Origin of the sequence: Sphingobacterium prati (genome assembly GCF_013167215.1) — a bacterium.
In the GTDB taxonomy this organism is placed as follows: domain Bacteria; phylum Bacteroidota; class Bacteroidia; order Sphingobacteriales; family Sphingobacteriaceae; genus Sphingobacterium; species Sphingobacterium prati.
The window spans coordinates 250056-272920 of the sequence record NZ_JABJWY010000037.1; the positions used below are offsets into that span (position 1 = coordinate 250056).

The following is a 22865-nucleotide window of genomic DNA, read 5'->3' on the forward strand; positions in this document are numbered from 1 at the left end:
AAATGGATTTTTCATCGCACAGATAACAATAATTTTAAATAGGATAAATTCCATCCGGTCGATGGAAGATAAAAATATTTACAAATGAAAACATATTTGATATTCTTAGTGGCATTAATGACTTTTTCGGGATGTGGTAAATTTCTCGAAGAAAAACCACGTCAGAAACTGGCCACAATTTCGACCAAAGAGGATCTTTGGGCGCTCCTTAACAATGAAAATATTTTTAATGCCATGTCGTTGGTAGGGGAGGATCTCAGTGATAACTATTACCTCACGGACAATACATGGAATTCGATCGCTAATATCTCTTTTAGGAATAAATACACCTGGGATGTTACTGCGAATGACGATGTTGCCTGGTCTATGCTGTACCACCGGGTGTATTATGCCAATGTGGTACTCGAAAGCGCAGGTGCTCTCAGGGATAAATTGAGCGACAGCGATTATAAGGAAATCGTAGCGACTGCCAAGTTCTACCGGAGCCTGTCTTTTTTTGAGTTGATGACCCTGTTCTCATTGCCCTACGACGGAAAATCTAATGCAGACAGGTTGGGGATTCCGCTCAGAACATCATCGGATATCAATGTAAAATTTAAAAGATCGGACATATCGGCCAGTTATAAACAGATCATAGGAGATCTTGAAGAATGTGTAGAAGATTTACCATTGTTGTCACAGATAAAGACTAGACCTGGCAAGCTTGCTGTATGGGCACTCCTGGCGAGGGTTTATCTTTCTATAGGTCAATATACACAGGCATTTGAGTATAGTAGACTGGTTATTGAACAAAAGCCTGAGCTTCTGGACTACTCCACCGTTGATGAAAAAAAAGATAATCCATTTGGCCGATATAATGTAGAAGTTATCCATGCTACCTCAAACTATAGCCAGCTGCTGACCCGGCAGAACTGTTATGTGGACACATTACTTTATGCAGGATATGGTGACGACGATTGTAGGAAGAAATTGTATTTTGTGAAAGAAGGCGATAACAAAGTGAGGTTTAGGGGCAGTTATGCACAGGATAATGATATACAGTTTACCGGCAGTACCATCGGTGAAATGTATCTGATCCTTGTGGAGTCTTCATTGAAAATTTCGGGTAAGAAAGATGATGGGATCAAAAGATTGAATTATTTTCTAAAATCGAGATATGAAACAGGCAAAAGTCCCGATATCCCGTATGGGGAGGAAGAGTTGAGAGATCTTATCCTAAGTGAAAGAAGAAAGGAACTTGTCTTTCGCAATAGGCGGTACGAAGATGTAAAACGATTGAACCTAGAAGGGTATAATATTACTTTTACACGTAAACTGGCCGATAGAGAATACCTACTGAAACCTAACGCATTAGCATATGCACTTTTGATCCCGTTGGAAGCTATCAATTACTCAGGTATTATTCAAAATTCAAGATAGCAATATTGTTGCCCTGATAATGGTCATGTAAAATAGCCGAGTTGATTCTTTATTGCTAAATGCCTGAAAATGTTGAAAGCAGGGATGAAAAATACCCCTGCTTTCATATTTAATTAATTCTGCAACTTAATGTTTGTATTCGACGGTGTTCCTCCTGTTGCTATAGCGGACATCACCTGATTGACAAAACTATTGCTCAATACTGGTTGATCACTTCCGTCATTTGGAGCTTTCAATGAACAGAGCTCAGATCCGGCGTTACAGCCCGGGGTACCCGAATGGCGCGTGTAATTCGCTGGATTTTCAATGTCTTCCCTATCTTGGGATGGTCCATTGTAATCAAACCATTCCTCAACAAATACCTTTTCTCCTAAGGTATTGTTAGTTTCCATTGCTTCTACAATATAGAAAGCTCCGAATAATAGTATTAATGCTGTAAACCCAGCTATGATTTTTGATTTTAACGTTCTCATGACGTAATGTTTTAATTTAAAGTTCTGTTGGTAATCATTTTGCACATCGGTTTTGCCTCACAGCCATGCGATCGAGGGATCCTATGTTACGGTCAGCCAACTTCCTTGAAGTCGTGAAGCCAGCATACTCGGGAACAGGGCAAACTTACGCGGGTACCACATCTTGCTGACAACTCTCTTTAGGGCTAAGGATAGACAGATAGGGGAATAGTCAAGCTCTCTGAACCAAAGAACGGGACTGTACCTGTACCAAAGGACAAACCGCCCAGACAGCCTGATCCATAGGGACAGTAACACTGACCATAGCCATTGGTCAAGTAGTTTAATTGTTTTTTTCGCTGTTTGTAGACTTTTCATCCTGGTTCATTTTACCTATCCATAACCTATTGCGCAGCGGCACATCCTCGGTGCGGCCTGCCCTCTGTTTTGCTTTGCACTTTATCGCTGTACCCGCGTCCCTATTTATTTTGTTCCAGCTCTCCCTTCCAACCCTTCGCAGACGTACCGAAGATCGCTGGAAACCTCGTCGGGAAAGACGGGGATCGCATGGCACTGGTACGCCCGCCATCTCTTTTGCTTTTAGTTCTTTAAGCGTATTTCAAAGGTAAGCTCGTCTCAGCACATTCATTTACGCATTTTTGATCTTGTGATTTACTGATTTTTGTCATTGTCCGGATTCTGGTGGAATTTTATATATTCGGAAGGATACAGGCCAACCCGTTTCTCAAAGTAGTCGGAGAAACCACTTGGGTATTTAAATCCGCAAAAATTGGCTACTTCCCCAATGGTATAAGCTGAAAGCAGCCTGTCTTTTGCTAGCGGAAGGAGTATTTCATCCCGATATTTTAAAAGGGGCTGTTTGTAATAGCGTTTATGACAGCGTGCAAGATAAGCGTCAGAAACGCCTAACGAAAAGGCAATTTGGCTAATATTCACCTCCTGAAATCCTTGATTTACGATATCATATATTATTTTTCTTGCTTTTTTAGCAAGGACTTCACCTTCGCTCAGTTTCTCATAAAGCCCAAACTGTTTTGTTTCTGCGATATCGAATAATAGGTAAATCTGCTCGATTACCCTTGCCTCATTTTGTTTGCTGTAATTAAAGAAGATCGTTTCAATACGGTTCAGCTGATAATTCGTAAGCTCTTTGATCGGCCATAAGGCTGTCTGGTAGAGACTGGTTTTATCCTTTTTCTTTGCATTTTTTAATTCGGATAGAAAATGCCCATGATGATAAATGATATCCCGCACCAGACCTATATCAATCAATAGCCCGTAGACCAGATAATTTCCGGGTTTTAAATGTATGTCAAATTTACTGCGCGGGATGTAGGTAAATGTGCTGTGTGCATGGGGAAATATGATTTTGTTTTCAGTGTCCTTTTTTTGAATAATAATATCGTCTGTCGCTTTTTTGGTGTAAATGAGATGAAAGTCCGGCTTGTTTGTTTTCAATTGAACAATACAATCAATGGTCACATGCGCCTGTAACCGATATAATATCACTTGGCGGTAATCTATAAATTCCTCTACAAGCTGTATCGAAGTATCCTCATATAGATTACGTTTTGCATCGGGCAATGGGGGAAGAAATGGGTGCTTTTCATCCTCGAAATACGCTACTTTTGGTAATATAAATTTGAAGGTCTTCTTCATACTTATGTTGCTTTGTTGTGCAGATTTTACGGTATGGAAAAGTATTTATAATCTATTTTCTAGATATGACCTTATGGTACATGTTTGGAAAATATTTTTTTCTTATTTTATATGCTCAATTTTGACTATTATTCATTGACTATACCTAAATCCCAGAGACTTTGTAAGTGAATTCAAGCATAAAATTTGTGATTGTTTTATATTGTAGAATTAATTCCTAAATCCACAGCATTGCTTCTCAATTGATCGACATTGCTTCCTGTTACTGTTAAATTATTCCCAAATATATCGTGTATATAAGATCAGAGATTGTCCAAATCTGGATAACGAGTTGTTCATCCTTTCATAATATCCCATTAACATTCAAAATACATAATACTGGATTTTAAGGAAAATGCATGTGTCGTGTGAGAAATTCGGACACTTTTGGAGAAATAAGGACAAAAATCGAGCATGCTCGAACTGGACAATGGCTGTATGACTCTATATGCTTTTTCATTTTCCTGATTTTTGGAATGTTATCAAACCAAAGTTAGGGAAGGGCGATACCAATAAATTGGGCTTTTAAGTACTATTTTTTGGTGTTTGCTTCGCTATTTGTACAGTATTTCTTCGCCTCTTGTCCGTACCATCTTCGGAATGCCCATATAGATTCTCTACTCATTCTCCACTTTTACCTACATAATCAGTAGGGAAGGAGTAGGGGGTGAGTGGAGAAAAGTAAGGTGATCGCCGAATAAGGGGCGAGGCAGTTCCGAATGAGTTCCGAAAATAGGATGAACAATTTTAGATAATGCTAATCGCACTAACTTCCTGCTTTCTTTGCTATTTTACCTGACTTTATTCGCTCTCTGACCTACTGTTGGCCTACTATTCTCCTATCCCAGTAAACCAAATGTAGGTCAACAGTAGGAAAATAGTAGGTGAAATACAGTATTAAGGCAGGTAATTACTAAAGGAAAATAACTGGTTGCTTGTATCCCAAATACAGCACAATTTTCTTTGTTTGTTTTAAAATCTGTTTTCCTGTGCAAAATTGTTGCTAACAAGATGTTACAATACAAAGGTTTCATTTTATTCTTTTTTGTAACATTTTTGTTTTATTTCGTTCATTAATTTTCTTTCTGTCCAGAATACACTCTTAGTATTAAATTAAAACAATGTTAATAATTTAATAACTAGCTGAATGATGGTTTGCGCGGGCATGTTGTTAGTTTTGCATCGTTCTAATCGAAGGTCTTATTGCCTATGATAGCTTATGTTGTGTATTTCTAATGCTTTCATATTTTAGTTAAATAGCTTTATTATATTTCAATTTTGGTTTTGTAAATATTTGTTTTGTTTGTTTTTCTAAATTATATTCGATCTAACTTTTAGAACCAGTTGTAGATTTACTTAACCGAAGTTATTATGAAATGTAGTCAATTAACATTTTCTTTGTTAATGTTGCTGTTTTCTTCTTCCTGTAAGGAAGATGTTGCGACAAAACAGAGTGAGCATGATCCCAATACCCCGATTGTGCTTTCCTCTTTCTACCCCGCAGAAGGCGGGGCAAAAGATAAAATCTTATTAGATGGCAAAAATTTTGGGTCCGATCCAAATAAGATTAAAGTGTATTTTAACAATGCACAGGCTGCTGTAGTCTCCTCCAGCGGCGAACGTATTTATGCCATTGTACCACGCCTTCCTGGTGATGATCCCAAAATTTCAGTTGTAATCGGTAAAGATTCGGTGGTTTATGATAAATCATTTACCTATCATATCCAAGCACAGGTCAGTACTGTTACGGGTACGGGGGATAAGAATTTTTTAGCAGGTACACTTGATCAGGCACATGTCTATGGGAAATATCTGGATATGGATGCACAAGGCAATCTATTTATGACCTGGCGTGATGGCGGCTCATTTGGTATTGCACGTATCAATGAAAAGGAAAATATTGTAACGCCATTGTATTCAGTGGCTTCTTCACCTAATCCATATGCCAATGGTGTAACCGTAGATCGGGAGACTGGTATAATGACGGTTTCACATGAGTCGGTTGCTGAGGTATTTTTTTCTTTCGATCCAAGGGAAGCATGGACACTTCGCCAGCGGAATGCACAGTTTTCAGCAGCGGATTATGCGAAAATTGTGCAAGCAGACCGCTATGCCAACTTCGTGACCTTCTGCCCGTATGATGGGTATCTATACACTCGTTTCCGTGATGGCAATATCGCCAAGATAGATCCGGTTACTTATGCTGCGACTATTGTGCATAAAGGACCTTATGGATCACAATATGGACAGGCTATTAATCCCGCAAAACCTTGGGAACTTTATATTACGTTGCACTCCAACGCAAGCCCGAATACCTTCGCCCAAGGCATATCTGTTTTAGATCTGCGTGATCCAGATGGAACAGGTGGTTTTAAACGGGTCAATGCCCCGGGTGGTTCGGGATTTCGTGATGGACCTGTTAAAGATGCTGTTTTCAATTACCCAAAGGATATCAAATTTGATAAGACCGGAAATATGTTTATTGCTGATTATGGCAATCACTGCATACGCATGCTATCAGCTGACGGTATTGTATCGACAGTTGCGGGACAACCTACCAAGGCGGGGTATAAGGATGGAGGACCTGTTGAATCCCAATTCAACCAGCCTTGGGGAGTTGCGGTAAATGATCAGGGAGATATCTATATCGCTGATTGGAATAACGCACGTATCCGTAAACTAGTTATTGAATAATTTAACCTACTTATGATATGATGAAGATTATTTATTTTTTGTGCATACTGCCCCTGTGTTTTTGGCTGCCGCCTACATTTGCACAACAAACAGAAGAACAGTTAACAATTGCCGGAACCGTCGTTGACAGCAAGGGACAACCTATATCTAAAGTGTCAATCTACATCAAGGACAAGCCGACAGGAGCAACTTCTACAGATGAAAAGGGAGCGTTTACTATTAAAGCTGTGTATGGAGACTGGTTGGTATTTACCAGTGTGGGCTATGATCTCGTTGAGCATTTGATAGTAGAGTCGACCGCTAATCTCGAAATAAAGATGCTGGACAAGAGTACCAATATCGATGAGGTCGTAGTCGTTGGATTGGGCGCCAAGCAGCGAAAAATTAGTTCTGTTGGTGCTATCACGACTGTGGATGTGAAACAGCTACAGAGTCCGGCACCTTCCATTGCGAATATGTTAGGCGGACGTGCCGCCGGTATAATATCCATGCAGACCTCGGGAGAGCCAGGTGCGAATATCGCGGATTTTTGGGTGCGTGGTATTGGTACGTTCGGTGCCAATGCGAAAGCCTTAGTGCTTATTGATGGGCTTGAAGGTGATTTGAATACAATCGATCCTGCTGATGTGGAGAGCTTCTCTATTTTAAAAGATGCTTCAGCAACAGCAGTATATGGTGTGCGGGGCGCTAATGGCGTCGTATTGGTAACCACCAAACGGGGTACCGTAGACCGTATCCAAATTACAGGGCGTGCAAATTCTACCTTATCAAGGCTTAACCGGTTACCAAAATATTTACGTGCTTATGATTATGCCTTACTGGCTAATGAAGCATCCGCTGTGCGTGGGAGCGAACCGCTGTTTAATGATACCGAATTGGGTATTATACAACAGGGCTTAGATCCGGACATGTATCCCGATGTCAGCTGGCAAGATGAAATTTTAAACCGAAATTTCTGGCGTCAGAGCTACTATGCTTCGGGACGCGGTGGTTCTGAAGTAGCGCGATACTTCCTGAGCTTGGGCGGTAACAGTGAAACAGCGGCCTACAAGGTTGATAAAAATAGTATTTACAGTTCTAATGTTGGTTATAATACATACAATTACCGTATCAACCTCGATATTAACCTGACAAAAACGACTAAAGTATTTTTGGGTTCTGATGGCTTTCTATCTGTTAAAAAAGAGCCTGGTTATGGTAATACGGATGATATCTGGAAAACACAATCGACACTTACGCCGATTTCTATTCCGCTCCAATATTCCAATGGTTTATTGCCCGGGGTGGGGGCTGGTGATCGTTCATCACCTTATGTCATGATCAACCGTACGGGTAACTACAATAATCAAAACTATAAAGGGAAGGTAACACTGGCATTGGAACAGGACTTGAGCAGTGTGCTTGAAGGATTGAAAATCCGTGGTCAAGGGGCTTATGATATCCATAGTTATTTTTCTGAACGCAGATGGATGCAGCCTGCATTGTACGAGGCCACAGGCCGCGATTTGGACGGCTCGCTGATCATGGTGCAAAAGGTTCAGGAGAAGCCGGCTTCCTACTCGAAGTTTGTAAGCCAATACCGAAAATATCATTTTGAGTCTACACTAAATTATGATAGAAAATTTGGGGAGGACCATCGTACCTCTGCTTTGGTCTATTATTATATAAGTGATGCCAAAGATACCGATGATGCAACGAATAATTTGACGGCGATACCCGTTCGTTATCAAGGGGTTTCCAGTCGGTTTACTTATGGCTATAAGGATACTTACCTATTGGATGCCAATTTTGGTTATACTGGTTCGGAAAACTTTCAGCCTGGTCGCCAATACGGCTTTTTCCCATCAGTGGCAGTGGGATGGGTGCCTACAAGTTACAAATTTATGAAAGAGGCTGCCCCTTGGCTAAATTATTTTAAAATTAGAGCGTCCTACGGTACTGTAGGTAACGATCGAATTGTGAATGATATCCGTTTTCCCTATCTGACCAAAGCAGATATCTACAATGGTAATGTTTGGGGAGTTGGTGGGATTGAAACAATTTCGGAAACCCGTATCGGTGCGGATAATTTGGAATGGGAACGTTCGATCAAGTCTAATCTGGGGATAGAGGGGAAACTTTTTAACAACAAAATTGATTTTGTTATTGACTTTTTCCAGGATCAACGTAATGGAATTTTTCAACCACGTGTTCAGGTGCCGGATTATGTGGGGGTAATCTCCAATCCGTATGCCAACGTGGGACGTATGAAGAGCTCTGGTGCTGATGGTAACATTAGCTATACAACCCAGCTCAATAATGATATGACGCTTACTTTGCGGGGTAATTTTACCTACTCCAAGAATGTGGTACAAAACTGGGAACAGGCTTACTTAGAATATGCTTATTTGGAGTATAATGGGTATCCATACAATTCCATTCGTGGTTATCAATCGTTAGGCTTATTTAAAGATGAGGACGATATCAAATACAGCCCAACACAGAGCTTTGGAACGGTGTTGCCCGGTGATATTAAATATAAAGATGTCAATGGTGACGGTATCATTAATACCCTCGATAAGGTTCCATTGACCCATAGCAACTATCCGTTGACTATGTATGGATTCGGCGGAGAGTTTCGTTACAAAAACCTTTCGCTTGGGGTGCTATTCAAAGGTACAGGTAAGACTTCTTTCTTTTACGTAGGCCAGCCAATGAAATATAAAGATGTTACCGAGGATACAGGTATGGGGTATATGCCATTTTTTGGTGGTACCAATGGAAACGTGATCAGTATGGCTAATGACCCTGCCAATCGTTGGATTCCGCGGGAGTATGCCCTAGAGCATGGGATTGACCTCTCGTTGGCTGAAAATCCCAATGCTAAATTCCCTCGTTTGCAATATGGTAACAATAGTAACAACAGCCAGTTGTCCTCGTTTTGGATGGATGATGCCCGTTATTTGCGTTTACAGGAAGTTACCTTGAATTATAATTTGAGCCTGAATTTTTTAAAGCGACTTGGGGTGAAATCCATGGATCTCCAGTTTGTTGGCAATAACCTATATATCTGGGATAATGTTAAGATTTTTGATCCGGAACAAGCGGCTTGGGGTGGACGTAAATACCCTATTCCTACGACTTATTCGTTACAGGCTTATATTAATTTTTAATAGCACAGAAATAACTTAAAGATATGAAAACGTCAGTAATTATAAAAAGGATAGCCAAATCCATCTTAGCAATACAGCTGTTGTTTATGGTAGTATCCTGTAAAGATTATCTCAATATTGATAACTACTTTGACGATGAGTTTAATATAGATTCGGCTTACACCAATACGCGGTATATAGAAGCTTATATGTGGGGAGCAGCAGCGTTGTTTCCTGACGAATCCAGTACGGTCAGATCAAATTATACACCTGGACCAATGGCAACGGACGAAGCTATAAATGGTCTTACGGGGACAGGGACTACGAATGTTTACTATGGAATGGATTTTGTCACCGGAAATATTACACCTGATTTTTACGGTGGCGGTAGCGTTACGCTTAACCAATGGGGGAAATACTATAAAATCATTCGTAAGGCTAATAATGTGCTGAAAAATATCGACGTTCCTAGGGATATGAGCTATGCAGATCGCAACCGTATTGAAGGATATACGCGTTTTATCCGGGCTTATGCTTACTATAACCTTATTATAGATTTTGGCCCTCCAATTTTGTTGGGGGATGAAGTTGTGAATACCAATGAGGATATTGCATATTATGACCGTCCTCGGGCAACCTATGATGAAGCCATGGAATATATCTGTGGTGAATTTGAAAAGGCTGCTGTACAACTTCCTGCTGATGTTGGTCTATTGGATTTTGGTAAACCGACAAAAGGTGCTGCATTTGCACTGATTGCCCGTTTGCGCCTGATTCACGCCAGTCCATTATTCAATGGCGGTGCTGTTGCTAATTCCTATTTTGGGAGTTGGACCCGCAAAACCGATGGGGTACATTATGTATCACAGCAATACGATGAAAAACGGTGGGCGGTAGCTGCTGCCGCCGCTAAACGTGTTATGGATATGGGACGGTATAAATTATATACAGTTCCTGCAGACGAACGAACGCCTACACTTCCAGCCGGGGTAACTTCTGATCCAAATTTCTACGGAAGCTATCCAAATGGAGCGGGTGGTATTGATGCATTTAGATCATACTCTGATGTCTTTACCGGTGAAGCTGTGGCTTCCATTAATCCCGAATACATCTGGGGACGGAATACAGAATATTTTAGAACGGATTTGAATCAGGGGGCATTTCCGCCAACTTTGGGGGGATGGGGGCGTTTTTCGGTCACTCAAAAAGTTGTAGATGCCTATTTGATGGATGACGGACGTACCAAAGAAGAGGCGCGTGGCGATACGTATTTTGAAGCGGTGGCTGACCTTCCCACCGGTGGTACCTTTGGCGATTTGTTTACGGCCCAATCACGTAATTTTTCAGGTTATCCCCTTAATGCTGGAATCTTCAAGATGTACGCCAATCGTGAAATGCGTTTTTATGCATCTGTAGGCTTTAATGGTGCTGTATGGCAGGCCTTGTCCAGTACAAGCTTGAATAATCATACCGCTCAATATTTTTACCAGGATCCTGATGGCCGTGGGGGTGTTTCGGCTTCATCACCCAACTATCCACTTACTGGGTATGTTATTAAGAAATGGATCCATCCATTTGATGCAATAACTGGTACGGGAGCTCGAATGATGCCTAAAGCATATCCTATCATCCGTTATGCAGAAATATTGCTTTCTTATGCCGAGGCTTTAAACAATCTGACTGGTAGCCATACGGTACAGGTCGGTGATAAGAGCTATACCGTGAGCCGCGATGAAAATGAGATAAAAAGTTCTTTTAATGCTGTTCGGTACCGTGCAGGTTTACCGGGATTGTCATCTGCGCAGATGACCAATAAGGCGGAGGTTCAAAAACAAGTTGAGCGTGAGCGCATGGTGGAGTTCCTATGGGAAAACAGACGTTTTTACGATGTACGTCGTTGGGGCAAGTACGAAGAGACTGAACGTGAACCTATTCGTGGTATGAACCCCGATGGTGCGGATCGGGAATCCTTCTACAAGCGAGTTTCACCAGGTACATCGTCATTCTTGACACGTCAGGTAGATAAAAAATTGATTTGGGTGCCTATACCACGTGCTGAGATGCGCAGATTGCCATCATTGGATCAGAATCCTGGGTATAATTAGGATTAAGCAATAGAAAAAGAAAATATACAGGTCTTCCATAACCCAAACGTGTATGGAAGACGTTAAAATATTAAATTATGAAACGAAGTTTTATCGCAATACTAACAACGTCGATCGCTTTAGTTGCCTGTAAGGACAATGAAGTTTTCGAAAAAGAGATGTATAAAAATGAAGTGGCATTAATAAGTTCTGATTATCATAATACATTTAAAGAAGTGGTTCGCTTGACCGGAGAAGAGGTGATTGGCTATGTAGCGGCATCTTCAGGAGGTACACATGCGCCTGATAAAGATCTTGTTATTGAACTGGAAGAGGATCCAGAGACGTTGGTGAAATATAATTTTGCCGTGTATGATAATTCTGAAGATCTATATGCCAAATTACTTCCCAAAGAGAAGTATGAAATCATGGATAAAAAGATTGTGATCAAAGCAGGCGAACTTACAGGCCGTACCATGGTCAAATTGCGACCGGACGGTTTATCTCCGGATTCTACCTATTTTATTGGGCTGAAAGCAACAAGTTCATCCGGTGTTGAAATCAATCCTAAGAAAAGCACCATGTTGTATCAGGTCATCATAGAGAATGAGTATGCATCACAGGCCAAAAATACCATGTATTCAATGGTGGGGTTTGCCAATAGTTTGTCTACAGCGGCGAATAAACAGCTATTTCCATTAACCAGCAATAGCGTGCGGATGGTCGCCGGAAATGAAACCTTTGTATCCAAAGTACCCAATATTGCAAAAAATTGTCTTACACTGGAGATGGATGATTTTAATAATGTAACAATAAAACCGTACAAAGATATTCAGGTCGTACAGTTGGATAATGATCCAATGTATCCGAATAAATTTAAGGTGGAAGAAGCTTTCGGTATGCGTACGAACGTATTTCTATTGTCCTATCAGTATACGATCGACAATGTGACGACGATTATGAAGGAACGTGTTGAAATGCAGGTTAAATAAAATTATGGAATCCATGAATATAATTAATTATTACAAATTGGATGCACTTCCAAAATCAATAACTGTCTTTTGTCTTAGTTTAATAATGATACTGACATCCTGCAAAGACGATCTTGCGGTAGACGGTGCTTTTGCATTAAAAGATAACCCATCAAAATTGGAGGCTGCAGCTAATGGCACAGCCGAAACTTACACTGTTCAGGCGAGCGGTAAATGGAAAGTAGAACCCCTTCGAAAGGAGAACTGGATCAAGATCGATCCGATGGAGGGAAACGGAAATGGAACATTTACGGTTACCGTCAACAAAAATACCGATCCGGATGCGCGTGAACTGACACTGTTTTTCACTTTAAATGGAAAGTTGCAAAATAGTGTGCTGAAGGTAGATCAGGCAGGATCTACAGATCAAGGACAGATGAAAGATCCTTATCTAAAAATAGATGGATTATCCAGTCGTCTTGAAGTTTTTGAAGAGGGGATTAATGGACAATATATTCTTCGGTCTACGGGGAAGTGGAAAGTTGCGGTGGAGGACGAGTCTGACTGGGTTAAGTTTTCCCCTATGGAAGGTGAGGGAGATACCCCGATAACAATTACGGTAGATAAAAATACCGACATTGAGCGTACCGCAAATCTTTTGTTATTTTTAAATGATGTGCAACAGGCATCTCCACTTACAGTATATCAGAAAGGTGTGAAATTGCAGGTGGAAGGGGACGTCGTTCTCAGGGAAGACTTTAACTGGCTAACCTATGGAAGCGAGGTTTTTAATACCACTTCAGGTGAAACAAGGATTGCCTCGTGGAGCACCGAAGAGTTGGCCAAAGGCTGGACCAGTACGATCAATACCACGGAAGGCGGGGGTAATTACGCTTCGATCTATGCGCGGCCAGGTTTTATTAAACTAGGGCGTACAAATTATGGGGGCGATCTAATTTCACCGAAACTGGTCAATGTACAGCGTACGAAAAATTTACTGGTTACCTTCAAAGCTGTGCGATATGCCACGAGCGATCATTATTTGCTCAATGTTGGTGTCAAAGGGCCGGGGGCGGTTAGTGTAAGTCAATTTAATGTGATGAACGTGGCTACTCCTAACTCGAATATAGAATCGTGCAGAGCAGCGTGGCAAGCTCCAGAAGCGACCTATTCTTTTGTTGTTACGGGAGCTACTGCGGAGACTCAAATTTGGTTATTTGGCGGTGCTTTTGATCAGCGTGCTGGTAATTGGCCGGCTACTGTTAACCGCATTTTTGTCGACGATATTATTGTTACAATAACTAAATAATAGAACTAGCCCATGTATACCTTTTTGTGAAAAGTTACATGGGCTAGTTTGTGCCCGCCTCCAAATAGTGTTTAGCCGCTATCATAAATTTAAACGGCTTTTGCATGCTGTTATTTGATCAGATCCCGCATGCCTTGCATTTTCTTGTCACGATTGGCCTTTTGTTTTTGCTATTGCAAGCTAAATACCAAAAAACGAGCAATCAATAGACACTTAACTTGTCGCAAGAGTTATTAGCAGCGAGCGTTGATACCAAAAAATTGCCAATACATCCTTGAACAAAAATTCCGTATAAAAAATACTCAGAAGGCCAATTCCAAGAACTGGCCCTTATAATCTGTTAGGATAAGCTAATACGTTACTTTAGGCTTGCCATTTTCGCAAACCACACCTTTAGCTGGTTTTTCATTTGTCTCGCTACAATTTAAGCTTTTGTCCAGTATTCTTTTAGCATTGTCCAAATGATTATATTGTTCTGCCATATTTCCAAACTCAGCAAAGTTATCTTTGTCCGTATACAGTATGGAGATAAATTCGCAGTCTTTACGGAAGGTAGCAATGTGCCATTTACTTGGGTCGTTGCAGGGAATGTCATCAAAAAATGTCTGCAATTTGGGGAGCAAATCCGCCAATCGTTGATTGATTTCAGATAATTCCAGATCCCTTGCGCTGGCAACTTTCAGTTTGCCAGCAATGCAACGTATCCCAAAATGGGGTGGAAGATAATTGGGGGCTACACTCGTGTTGTACACAATCGGTCCTGTATAGACTTTCTGTGCTCTTTCTTTAAGATCTGCGGCCTCGGCAATTAATTTATTATAGGTTTGCTCGAAGCTCGGATGTACGGGTACGTAGGTATAATAAAGTGTGTCAATACGGCATTCCTTCAGATCATTACAAGAAAGATTTTCAGTTAGTTTAACGGCTTGCTGAATTTTATCATCTGCTAGACGAGTGAGCTCTTCATAGTTGTCTTCTTTCTTACATCCTGAAAATAAAAAAATACTAAATAGACTGAGGTAAAATAAGGTTGTTTTTTGCTTCATAATTTTGGCTTTTAACCCTATAACGTCTGTTACGAAATTTTTGCTACAGTAAAAGGCGTAATGGATAGAGTTATTCTCTTTTTGTATATTTTCCTATTAAATTTTATGTCGATGAAAAGATGATGAGCCAGTTCACTTTAAAGGGCAATATGCATTTGTGAGCTTTTAAGAAAGAGGCATTTTTATAATGAGGTTCTGCTTCAATGAGATAATAATCCTTCAATTCGTATGGCTGGATTAATAATTGCTGACTTTTAATTTTTAGGTTTTAGAATCTCCATTTTCTTTTTTAAAATCCGTATCTTCGTGCAATGGATAATTTTATTGTTTCTGCACGTAAATACCGCCCGATTACCTTTGATTCGGTTGTAGGTCAGCAACACATTACGGGTACCCTAAAAAATGCAATTCACAACAATCAGTTGGCGCAGGCATTTTTATTTTGTGGGCCACGGGGTGTTGGTAAAACTACTTGTGCACGTATTTTGGCCAAAACAATAAATTGTGAACAGATCTTAACCGGAACGGAGCCTTGTGGTCAATGCGATAGCTGCAAATCCTTTCAAAACGGTAATTCTTTCAGTATACACGAACTTGACGCTGCATCCAACAACTCTGTAGACGATATCCGCAATCTGATCGATCAGGTCCGTATTCCACCGCAGGCCGGAAAGTATAAGATCTATATCATTGATGAGGTGCATATGCTCTCGCAGGCTGCTTTTAATGCCTTTTTGAAAACATTGGAAGAGCCGCCTTCTTATGCGATTTTTATCCTGGCTACAACGGAAAAACATAAGATTTTACCCACGATTCTTTCACGCTGTCAGATTTTTGACTTCAACCGGATTAAAGTCGAGGACATGGCAGGTCACCTCGGAAAGATAGCCGATCGCGAGGCGATAGCTTATGACCAAGATGGTTTGCATATCATTGCCCAAAAGGCAGACGGTGGTCTTCGTGATGCCTTGTCCATGTTTGATCAGATCGTCAGCTTCTCGAATAAAAACGTCACCTACCAGGCTGTAATCGATAACCTGAATATTCTGGATTACGATTATTATTTTAAGCTAACAGACGCGATCTTGGCTGAAGATGCTGCGCAAACGCTTTTGACATTTAATGAGATTTTGAACCACGGTTTTGACGGAAGTCATTTTATTGCCGGTTTGTCAGCTCATTTTCGCAATCTACTTGTAGCCAGGGAACCTGCTACGTTAAAATTACTGGAAGTTAGCGATAGCATACGTCAAAAATATTTACAGCAAGCCCAGAAAGCTTCTTCGGGATTCCTTCTTTCGGCTTTGAATATTTCAAACCAGTGTGAAATAAATTACAAAACAAGTAAGAACCAGCGTTTGCAGGTGGAGCTTGCCTTGTTGAAAATGTGCCACATTGCAAATGCCATTAAATTAAGTCAGCTTGGTTCTGTACAGATTCCTTCAGCTGCTGAAGGAGTAAAAAAAAAACTTCCTGAGCCAGTAGCTTCGCAACCTAAGGAAACTCCTTCTGCGGCAGTGCCTTCTGGAAATACTCCACAAAATATAGCGTCCGCATCAACTGTATCGGCCTCAGTTCCGGTATCCACAACACAGCCAGTAACGTCCAAGCCTCCGGCAGCAGCCGTTAATCCCGAAGTAAAAATTGAGGTGGTTTCGAATGTGCCTCCAAAAGTTAAAAAAGGTGGATGGGGATCCTCGGCCTCAGCGATTATTCCATCGTTGCCCGATCTGAATACTATTTATGACAATAATTCTGTTGCCAAAGAGGGGGATGAACCTGAATTAATAAGAGGTACCGAACAGCGTGAGGTAAGCTTTAATCAGTTTATAGCGATCTGGAATGCCTATGCCGAACAGCTAAAGGCAGAAAATAAGATCAACCTGTATACCATGATGACCACGACCCAACCTCGGCTAAAAGGTACATTAATAGAGATTGATGTCGAGAATGGTGTACAGATGGATGTGCTGCAAAGTGCGAAAGTGGATGTGCTGAACTATCTTCGCGTCAAGCTGCAAAATTTTGCACTCGATCTCCAAGGGGTCATGATGGAATTTACAGTTTCCCGTAAACCGTATACTTCGCAAGAGAAATACCAAGCTATGGTGACCAAAAATCCACTTTTGGATACTTTGCGTAAGGAGTTTAACTTGGGCTTAAGCTAATCAATCGTTCCAATTCCTGTTAATTTTTGTACCTTTGCAATCTCTTCTATTTGGAAGGTAATATTTAGTATTTATGATGCAAGGAAATTTTCAGAGACGTGATCGTGATCACGGCGAAAGACGTGAAGTAAATCAGATGGTATTCGGTATCCGTGCCGTCATCGAAGCAATCGATAGTGGTAAAGAGATTGAATCGCTATTTGTACAACGTGGATTAAGCGGTAGCTTGATTCTGGAACTGAAATCCTTACTGAAAGAACATGATATTGCTTTTCAGCAAGTGCCTATTGAGAAACTGAACCGTATCACCCGGAAAAATCACCAAGGTGTCATTGCTGTTATATCGCCAATTACCTATCAAAATATTGAAGATCTCCTGCCTCAGATCTATGAGAAGGGGGAGACCCCTTTACTTCTGATGCTAGACGGTGTTACTGATGTCCGCAATATGGGAGCGATTGCACGTACCGCAGAATGTTCTGGTGTGCATGCGATCATTGTGCCGAAAAAAGGATCCGCAGAGATAAATCCAGATGCAATTAAGACTTCCGCGGGTGCATTGTATAAAATTCCGGTCTGCCGTCATGATAGCCTTTCAAAAGTGGGCAAATTTTTAATAGATTCAGGCGTACAGTTGGTTGTTAGTACGGAAAAAACAACTTCGAGTATCTATGACGTGGATTATACTGCACCTACTTGTGTCATCATGGGCGCAGAAGACGTTGGTGTATCAAATGATTTAATTCGTATTGCGGATAATCTTGCCAAGATACCAATGTATGGCGAAATAGGCTCTCTTAACGTGTCTGTATCGGCTGCGGTTGTTATTTATGAAGCAATTCGTCAACGTCTGCCTAAGAAGTCGTAAGTACAAAAAAATGTTATATAGTGTAGCCTTTGTCTCTGACAAAGGCTATTTTATTTAAAGGTCTATCTTTTTGATTCTTAATTTAATGTGCCGACAAATACCTAGGTGCAGTTGCTGATATCCTGCATACCTTATCACTTGAACCCAAGAAATAGATTTGTCTTTGATGTATTAATTGTTGTAAATCTCTTCAACCTCTTTTGTATACTTTTGCAGGATGATTTTCCGCTTCATCTTTAAGGTTGGGGTTAGCTCTCCCGTCTCTATTGTCATTTCATTTGGAATAATCGCGAATTTTTTGATCTGCTCCCAGCTCCCAAAATTTCGATTGATACGATCAAGCTCAGATTCAATCTGCTGTTTAACTTCAGTACTGTTCAGAAATTCTATTTTCGGAAGATCTGCCAACAAAGGGAAGGAGCTCTTGCTCCATTCCAAAAGATTGGTATAGTTTGGCACAATCAGAGCCGCAGGGAATTTTCGCGACTCGCCTATCACCATCACCTGCTCAATAAGAGAAGATTCTGCGATCTTGGACTCTAGCTGTTGCGGAACAATGTATTTTCCGCCGGAAGTCTTAAACATTTCTTTTTTACGGTCGATGATTTTGAGAAATTTACCGTCCACCCATTGACCGATATCTCCTGTATACAACCAACCGTCTTTCAGGACCTCAGCAGTTGCTTCTTCATTTTTATAATAGCCAATCATATTGTTTTCACCTTTAGTGAGGATCTCTCCATCATCGGCAAGTTTGATTTCGATATTGATCAGTGGCAGACCGACAGTCCCGATTTTCATTCCTCTTTTAAAACAGTTTACAGCAATACAGGGCCCTGCTTCAGTTAAACCATAGCCTTCATATATCGGTATTCGGGCAGCCATGTATAGTCGAATTAATCTTTCCTGTAAGGCAGCACTGCCCGATGCGATACCCTTGATATCTCCGCCTAATGCCTCGCGCCATTTCGAAAAGACTAATTTTCGTGCAATACTTAATTTAATGTCATACCACCAGGAACGGTTCTCTAATGTATATTGTTCGCCGATACGAAGGGACCAAAAGAAGATGTTACGTTTTAATCCGGTCAGTTGATCACCCTTGGCCTTAATTTTTTCATACACTTTTTCAAGCACACGCGGTACAGCAGAGAAAATATGGGGCCGGACTGATTTGAAATCTTCTCCAATGGAATCCATTGACTGAGCGAAAAAGATTGTCAATCCCTTATACATATAGACGTATTGGAATACACGTTCATAGGCGTGGCAAACCGGGAGAAAGGAAAGTGCCCGGTCGCCACGTTCAACAGGGAAGGAATACGCACTGCTCATGGTATCGGCCAATAGATTCCGGTGGGCCAGCATTACTCCTTTTGGATTTCCGGTTGTACCCGATGTATAAATGATTGAAGCCAGGCTATCGGTATTGACGGCATTTCGAAGTACCTGAACCTGCTCATCAGTGATGGAAGCACCAGCGGCTACAAAACGCTGCCAATCTGGTAAATCCGCTTCTTTATCTAAGGTGAAAATATGCTCCAGAAGCGGGCATGAGTCTTTGATCGAAGTGATTTTAGAGTATAATTTTCTGGAGCTTACGATACAATTTTTGATCTCAGCATGGTTGAATATATACCTGTAATCCGATTCAGAAATATTGGGGTAAATTGCTACGACGACCGCGCCGATTTGCTGGATAGCAAAATCAAGAATATTCCATTCGATACGGTTTTCACTGATTAAAGCAACTTTTTCTCCTGCTTGAACACCGAATGCAATCAGACCTTTGGATACCTGATTGACTTGTTCGATAAAGTCTGTATTACTTACCGCTACCCAATTTGTTCCGTTTTTGTAGGAAAACATAGGAAAGCCGGGCGCAGTTTCTTGTTGCAAATAGGCTAAATCAAATAATCGTGTTGCTGTTAGCATGATGGAAATCCCCTTCGTATAATTGAGCTAATTTACGGATTTTTGAGGAGATTAAGCAGGTGGGAAATGGAATATCGCGCATTAAGCTGGCGAGAAGGGGAGGAGTATAACTGGTTGTGGATCCGTCGGGGAATTATAAACGAAAAAGACTCTGATCTGCAAAGCCGGGGCTTTCCAAATCAGAGTCCTTATGGGTTTTATCTAAATACTAAATCTAGTATTTGCTTTTAGATTCTTTACGTTTACCTGAGAAATCACGGAAACCTCCGCCATTGCTGCCACGGTCGCGTTTCTCGCTGCTGAATCCGCCTTCACGTCTTCCGCCACGGTCACCACCACCATATCCGCCTTCACGTCTTCCGCCGCGATCACCACCACGGTATCCGCCTTCGCGTCTTCCGCCACGGTCACCACCACGACTTCTTCCCCGGTCACCACCACGGCCTTCGCTTTTTGCATCTCCAGATACTTCGATACGTACTTGACGACCGTTATAATCTACACCTTGGAATCCTTGGAATACTTTCTCTACTTCAGCATCTTGAACTTCAAAGAATGTAAACACACCTTTTAAGTCAATTTTACCGATAGATTTTCCAGAGATATTCGCATTGTTACAGATAAAGCCTAACATGTCTCCACGAGAGAATTCATCTACTGAACCTAGGTTCATAAACAAACGCGTATAACCTTTCGAACCTTCGCGAGAACGACCATCACGTCTGTCACCACGATCTTCACGAGAACCTTCGCGGGCTTCGATATTTAAATCAGGTGCATTTTTGTAATAATCCAAGAAACGGTTAAATTCAAGAGAAGCAAATCTTTTGATAATATCTTCTTTTGAAAGAGATTCCAAGTTTTCCATAATTGCAGGCAAGAATGGACTGATTTGTTCATCATTTACTTCTACGTTTTCAATCTTCTTAACGATAGAGAACAATTGTTTTTCGCAAACTTCAGCACCTTGAGGAACTTGTTTTTTCTCAAAAGCTTTACCGATGATCTTTTCAAGATGACGGATTTTGCTGAGCTCTTTTACGTTTACCAATGAAAGAGAGATACCAGTTTTACCTGCACGGGCAGTACGACCAGAACGGTGCGTATAGTTTTCTGTTTCATCAGGTAAAGAGAAGTTGATTACGTGCGTTACATCACTTACATCAATACCACGAGCTGCTACGTCTGTTGCGATCAATAATTGTAAACTACGGTCACGGTAACGTTTCATTACTTTATCACGTTGTTGTTGGGACAAGTCACCGTGCAGCGAGTCTGCATTGTAACCATCTTTGATCAACGCTTCAGCGATATCCTGTGTTTCAATTTTTGTACGACAAAATACGATACCAAAGATATCAGGGTTTGAATCCACAATACGTTTGAACGCCGCATATTTATCTTTTGCTTTGATCAAATAATAATGGTGTTCAATGTTGGCGTTACCTGTGTTTTTTGTACCTACAGTAAGCTCAACGGGATCGGTCATATAATTCTTCGCAATACGACGTACCTCGGAAGGCATTGTCGCCGAAAATAACCAAGTTTTTTTCTCGTCAGGAGTTTCTGACAAAATGTTGTTGATGTCTTCTTTGAAGCCCATATTGAGCATCTCATCCGCTTCATCTAATACAACATACTTAACATTTGAAAAATCAATTGCATTTCTGCCAATGATATCCAACATACGACCTGGGGTCGCTACTACAATTTGCACTCCACGTCTAATTTGACGTAGCTGGTCTGAGATATTTGCACCTCCATATACAGCAACAACATGTACGTTGTCAACGTATTTAGCAAATTTTTCTAAATCTTTTGAGATTTGTAAACATAATTCCCGGGTAGGGCAAAGGATTAATGCCTGTGGGTGTTTTTGAGAAAAGTCTAATTGCTCTAATAATGGAAGACCAAATGCCGCGGTCTTTCCTGTGCCAGTTTGGGCTAATCCGACAAAATCGTCGTTACCAGTCAATAAAACAGGAATGGCTTTTTCCTGAATTTCAGAAGGTTTTTCGAAACCTAATTCTGAGATGGCATTAACAACTTCCTCACGGATTCCCAGTTCTAAAAATGGGTTCATGAAATATTATATACAATAGGCACTATTGCCTAAGGCGTTGCAAAGGTAAGAATAATATTTGAATAATCAAAGAATTTAAATGATTGATTTTTAATGAGATTGAAGAACTTCAAATTAAGGGGATAAAAACTTTAGTTGCGCTGCATAGTTAATGGTAAGCTGAAAAGTATTATTTTGATTGTAAACTATTTTTCTTCTTTGTGCTTTCTTTATTCATTTATTAATAGAAACTTAATATCCCAACCTTATTTTTGATATTAGTATGGATCAGACACCAATTATATATGAACAGTGGTTACGGGCTATTAAAGAGCGTAATGATACAACTGCTTACGCTGCATTATATCAGCATTGTTGGAAAGATCTTTACCAACATGCTGCCCGGCGTATTCTTGATGTGCAGGATGTAGAAGATATGCTCCAGGAACTGTTTGTTCAGTTTTGGGAAAAACGTCATACGATCGATATTCAGATGAATCTTCCTGCCTATCTCAAAGGAATGCTCAAATATAAAATTATAGATTTTTTCAATTCCAATAAGGCAAAGGATAAACTCTTGGATCATTGGAGCAAACATATTTTTGATTATGTTCAGTATCATCCGGAAGAACTTGAAACTTACCTCATGCTTGAAAAGATGTTGGAAGATGAATTGAAAATTATGCCGCATAATATGCGGCAGGTACTCTTGTTGAAGTGGGAGCATCTATCAATTCGTGAGATAGCACTGCGGATGGGACTCTCCGAACAGACTGTAAAAAATAACCTTACCGAAGCATCCAAAAGACTGAAAAAAGCGATTATCGGCTATCAAAATGTTCAAAATGGCAGTTTTACCCTCCTGCTTATTTTTGTTCTGGAAGAACTCTCCAAGTAAGGATTGCGCGTTTAAAGGCGATCGCAGGAATAAAAAATCAACTTAACAATTCTTTTATAAAACATTAACCATTTCTTGAAGTACTTTCTGACTTTTTTGAAGACTTGTA

General features: G+C 40.7%; 15 protein-coding genes. 9 read left to right on the forward strand and 6 right to left on the reverse strand.

What is annotated here, in order from left to right; all coding sequences use genetic code 11:
* The first annotated feature begins 84 nt into the window (after positions 1-84).
* Positions 85-1419: a RagB/SusD family nutrient uptake outer membrane protein gene (locus HPC41_RS19005; RefSeq protein WP_172395591.1), complete on the forward strand. Its 1335-nt coding sequence runs from the start codon at positions 85-87 to the stop codon at positions 1417-1419.
* Positions 1420-1532: 113 nt separating this feature from the next.
* On the opposite strand, the gene HPC41_RS19010 is transcribed toward HPC41_RS19005, so the two are convergent.
* From HPC41_RS19010 to HPC41_RS19020, 3 genes are all read right to left on the reverse strand, one after another.
* Positions 1533-1892 carry a hypothetical protein gene (locus HPC41_RS19010; RefSeq protein ID WP_172395592.1) on the reverse strand — a complete coding sequence of 120 codons (360 nt, stop codon included), beginning with the start codon at positions 1890-1892 and terminating at the stop codon, positions 1533-1535.
* An 81-nt stretch (positions 1893-1973) separates the two neighbouring features.
* On the reverse strand, positions 1974-2249 hold the full coding sequence (locus tag HPC41_RS19015; RefSeq protein ID WP_172395593.1) for a hypothetical protein: 276 nt from the start codon (positions 2247-2249) through the stop codon (positions 1974-1976).
* Positions 2250-2543: 294 nt separating this feature from the next.
* Positions 2544-3551, reverse strand: a complete 1008-nt coding sequence (locus HPC41_RS19020) for an AraC family transcriptional regulator (protein WP_172395594.1) — start codon at positions 3549-3551, stop codon at positions 2544-2546.
* 1410 nt (positions 3552-4961) lie between these two features.
* Here HPC41_RS19020 and HPC41_RS19025 point away from each other — a divergent pair.
* From HPC41_RS19025 to HPC41_RS19045, 5 genes are all read left to right on the forward strand, one after another.
* The gene (locus tag HPC41_RS19025; protein WP_172395595.1) at positions 4962-6284 is read left to right on the forward strand and encodes an IPT/TIG domain-containing protein; all 1323 of its coding nucleotides are present in this window, start codon (positions 4962-4964) and stop codon (positions 6282-6284) included.
* A 17-nt stretch (positions 6285-6301) separates the two neighbouring features.
* On the forward strand, positions 6302-9436 hold the full coding sequence (locus tag HPC41_RS19030) for a SusC/RagA family TonB-linked outer membrane protein (protein WP_246250885.1): 3135 nt from the start codon (positions 6302-6304) through the stop codon (positions 9434-9436).
* 23 nt (positions 9437-9459) lie between these two features.
* Positions 9460-11520, forward strand: a complete 2061-nt coding sequence (locus HPC41_RS19035; protein ID WP_172395596.1) for a RagB/SusD family nutrient uptake outer membrane protein — start codon at positions 9460-9462, stop codon at positions 11518-11520.
* A 77-nt stretch (positions 11521-11597) separates the two neighbouring features.
* The gene (locus HPC41_RS19040; RefSeq protein WP_172395597.1) at positions 11598-12491 is read left to right on the forward strand and encodes a BT_3044 domain-containing protein; all 894 of its coding nucleotides are present in this window, start codon (positions 11598-11600) and stop codon (positions 12489-12491) included.
* A 13-nt stretch (positions 12492-12504) separates the two neighbouring features.
* Positions 12505-13779: a BACON domain-containing protein gene (locus HPC41_RS19045; protein WP_246250887.1), complete on the forward strand. Its 1275-nt coding sequence runs from the start codon at positions 12505-12507 to the stop codon at positions 13777-13779.
* 350 nt (positions 13780-14129) lie between these two features.
* Here the strand turns inward: HPC41_RS19045 and HPC41_RS19050 are convergent, their stop codons facing one another.
* On the reverse strand, positions 14130-14825 hold the full coding sequence (locus HPC41_RS19050) for a hypothetical protein (RefSeq protein WP_172395599.1): 696 nt from the start codon (positions 14823-14825) through the stop codon (positions 14130-14132).
* Between the two features lie 311 nt (positions 14826-15136).
* Between HPC41_RS19050 and HPC41_RS19055 the strand changes: the two genes are divergently transcribed.
* Positions 15137-16993, forward strand: a complete 1857-nt coding sequence (locus HPC41_RS19055) for a DNA polymerase III subunit gamma/tau (protein ID WP_172395600.1) — start codon at positions 15137-15139, stop codon at positions 16991-16993.
* A gap of 73 nt (positions 16994-17066) precedes the next feature.
* Complete coding sequence (gene rlmB, locus HPC41_RS19060; protein ID WP_376786623.1) at positions 17067-17861, forward strand: 23S rRNA (guanosine(2251)-2'-O)-methyltransferase RlmB; 795 nt, start codon at positions 17067-17069, stop codon at positions 17859-17861.
* Between the two features lie 171 nt (positions 17862-18032).
* Here the strand turns inward: rlmB and HPC41_RS19065 are convergent, their stop codons facing one another.
* Together HPC41_RS19065 and HPC41_RS19070 are read right to left on the reverse strand one after the other, a co-directional pair.
* Positions 18033-19796, reverse strand: a complete 1764-nt coding sequence (locus HPC41_RS19065) for an AMP-dependent synthetase/ligase (RefSeq protein WP_172395601.1) — start codon at positions 19794-19796, stop codon at positions 18033-18035.
* A 214-nt stretch (positions 19797-20010) separates the two neighbouring features.
* Positions 20011-21879 (reverse strand): DEAD/DEAH box helicase, encoded by a 1869-nt coding sequence (locus HPC41_RS19070; RefSeq protein ID WP_172395602.1) that lies wholly within the window; start codon positions 21877-21879, stop codon positions 20011-20013.
* Between the two features lie 262 nt (positions 21880-22141).
* Here HPC41_RS19070 and HPC41_RS19075 point away from each other — a divergent pair, with 262 nt between their 5' ends.
* Positions 22142-22756 carry an RNA polymerase sigma factor gene (locus HPC41_RS19075; protein ID WP_172395603.1) on the forward strand — a complete coding sequence of 205 codons (615 nt, stop codon included), beginning with the start codon at positions 22142-22144 and terminating at the stop codon, positions 22754-22756.
* Positions 22757-22865: the final 109 nt, after the last annotated feature.

Excerpts from the sequence above, each read along its gene's own strand:
- HPC41_RS19030 (WP_246250885.1), top strand. The coding sequence starts at position 6,302 with ATGATGAAGATTATTTATTTTTTGTGCATACTGCCCCTGTGTTTTTGG.
- HPC41_RS19065 (WP_172395601.1), bottom strand. The coding sequence starts at position 19,796 with ATGCTAACAGCAACACGATTATTTGATTTAGCCTATTTGCAACAAGAA.
- HPC41_RS19020 (WP_172395594.1), bottom strand. The coding sequence starts at position 3,551 with ATGAAGAAGACCTTCAAATTTATATTACCAAAAGTAGCGTATTTCGAG.
- HPC41_RS19075 (WP_172395603.1), top strand. The coding sequence starts at position 22,142 with ATGGATCAGACACCAATTATATATGAACAGTGGTTACGGGCTATTAAA.
- HPC41_RS19070 (WP_172395602.1), bottom strand. The coding sequence starts at position 21,879 with ATGAACCCATTTTTAGAACTGGGAATCCGTGAGGAAGTTGTTAATGCC.
- HPC41_RS19010 (WP_172395592.1), bottom strand. The coding sequence starts at position 1,892 with ATGAGAACGTTAAAATCAAAAATCATAGCTGGGTTTACAGCATTAATA.
- HPC41_RS19015 (WP_172395593.1), bottom strand. The coding sequence starts at position 2,249 with ATGAAAAGTCTACAAACAGCGAAAAAAACAATTAAACTACTTGACCAA.
- HPC41_RS19035 (WP_172395596.1), top strand. The coding sequence starts at position 9,460 with ATGAAAACGTCAGTAATTATAAAAAGGATAGCCAAATCCATCTTAGCA.
- HPC41_RS19055 (WP_172395600.1), top strand. The coding sequence starts at position 15,137 with ATGGATAATTTTATTGTTTCTGCACGTAAATACCGCCCGATTACCTTT.
- rlmB (WP_376786623.1), top strand. The coding sequence starts at position 17,067 with ATGATGCAAGGAAATTTTCAGAGACGTGATCGTGATCACGGCGAAAGA.
- HPC41_RS19050 (WP_172395599.1), bottom strand. The coding sequence starts at position 14,825 with ATGAAGCAAAAAACAACCTTATTTTACCTCAGTCTATTTAGTATTTTT.
- HPC41_RS19040 (WP_172395597.1), top strand. The coding sequence starts at position 11,598 with ATGAAACGAAGTTTTATCGCAATACTAACAACGTCGATCGCTTTAGTT.
- HPC41_RS19045 (WP_246250887.1), top strand. The coding sequence starts at position 12,505 with ATGAATATAATTAATTATTACAAATTGGATGCACTTCCAAAATCAATA.
- HPC41_RS19005 (WP_172395591.1), top strand. The coding sequence starts at position 85 with ATGAAAACATATTTGATATTCTTAGTGGCATTAATGACTTTTTCGGGA.
- HPC41_RS19025 (WP_172395595.1), top strand. The coding sequence starts at position 4,962 with ATGAAATGTAGTCAATTAACATTTTCTTTGTTAATGTTGCTGTTTTCT.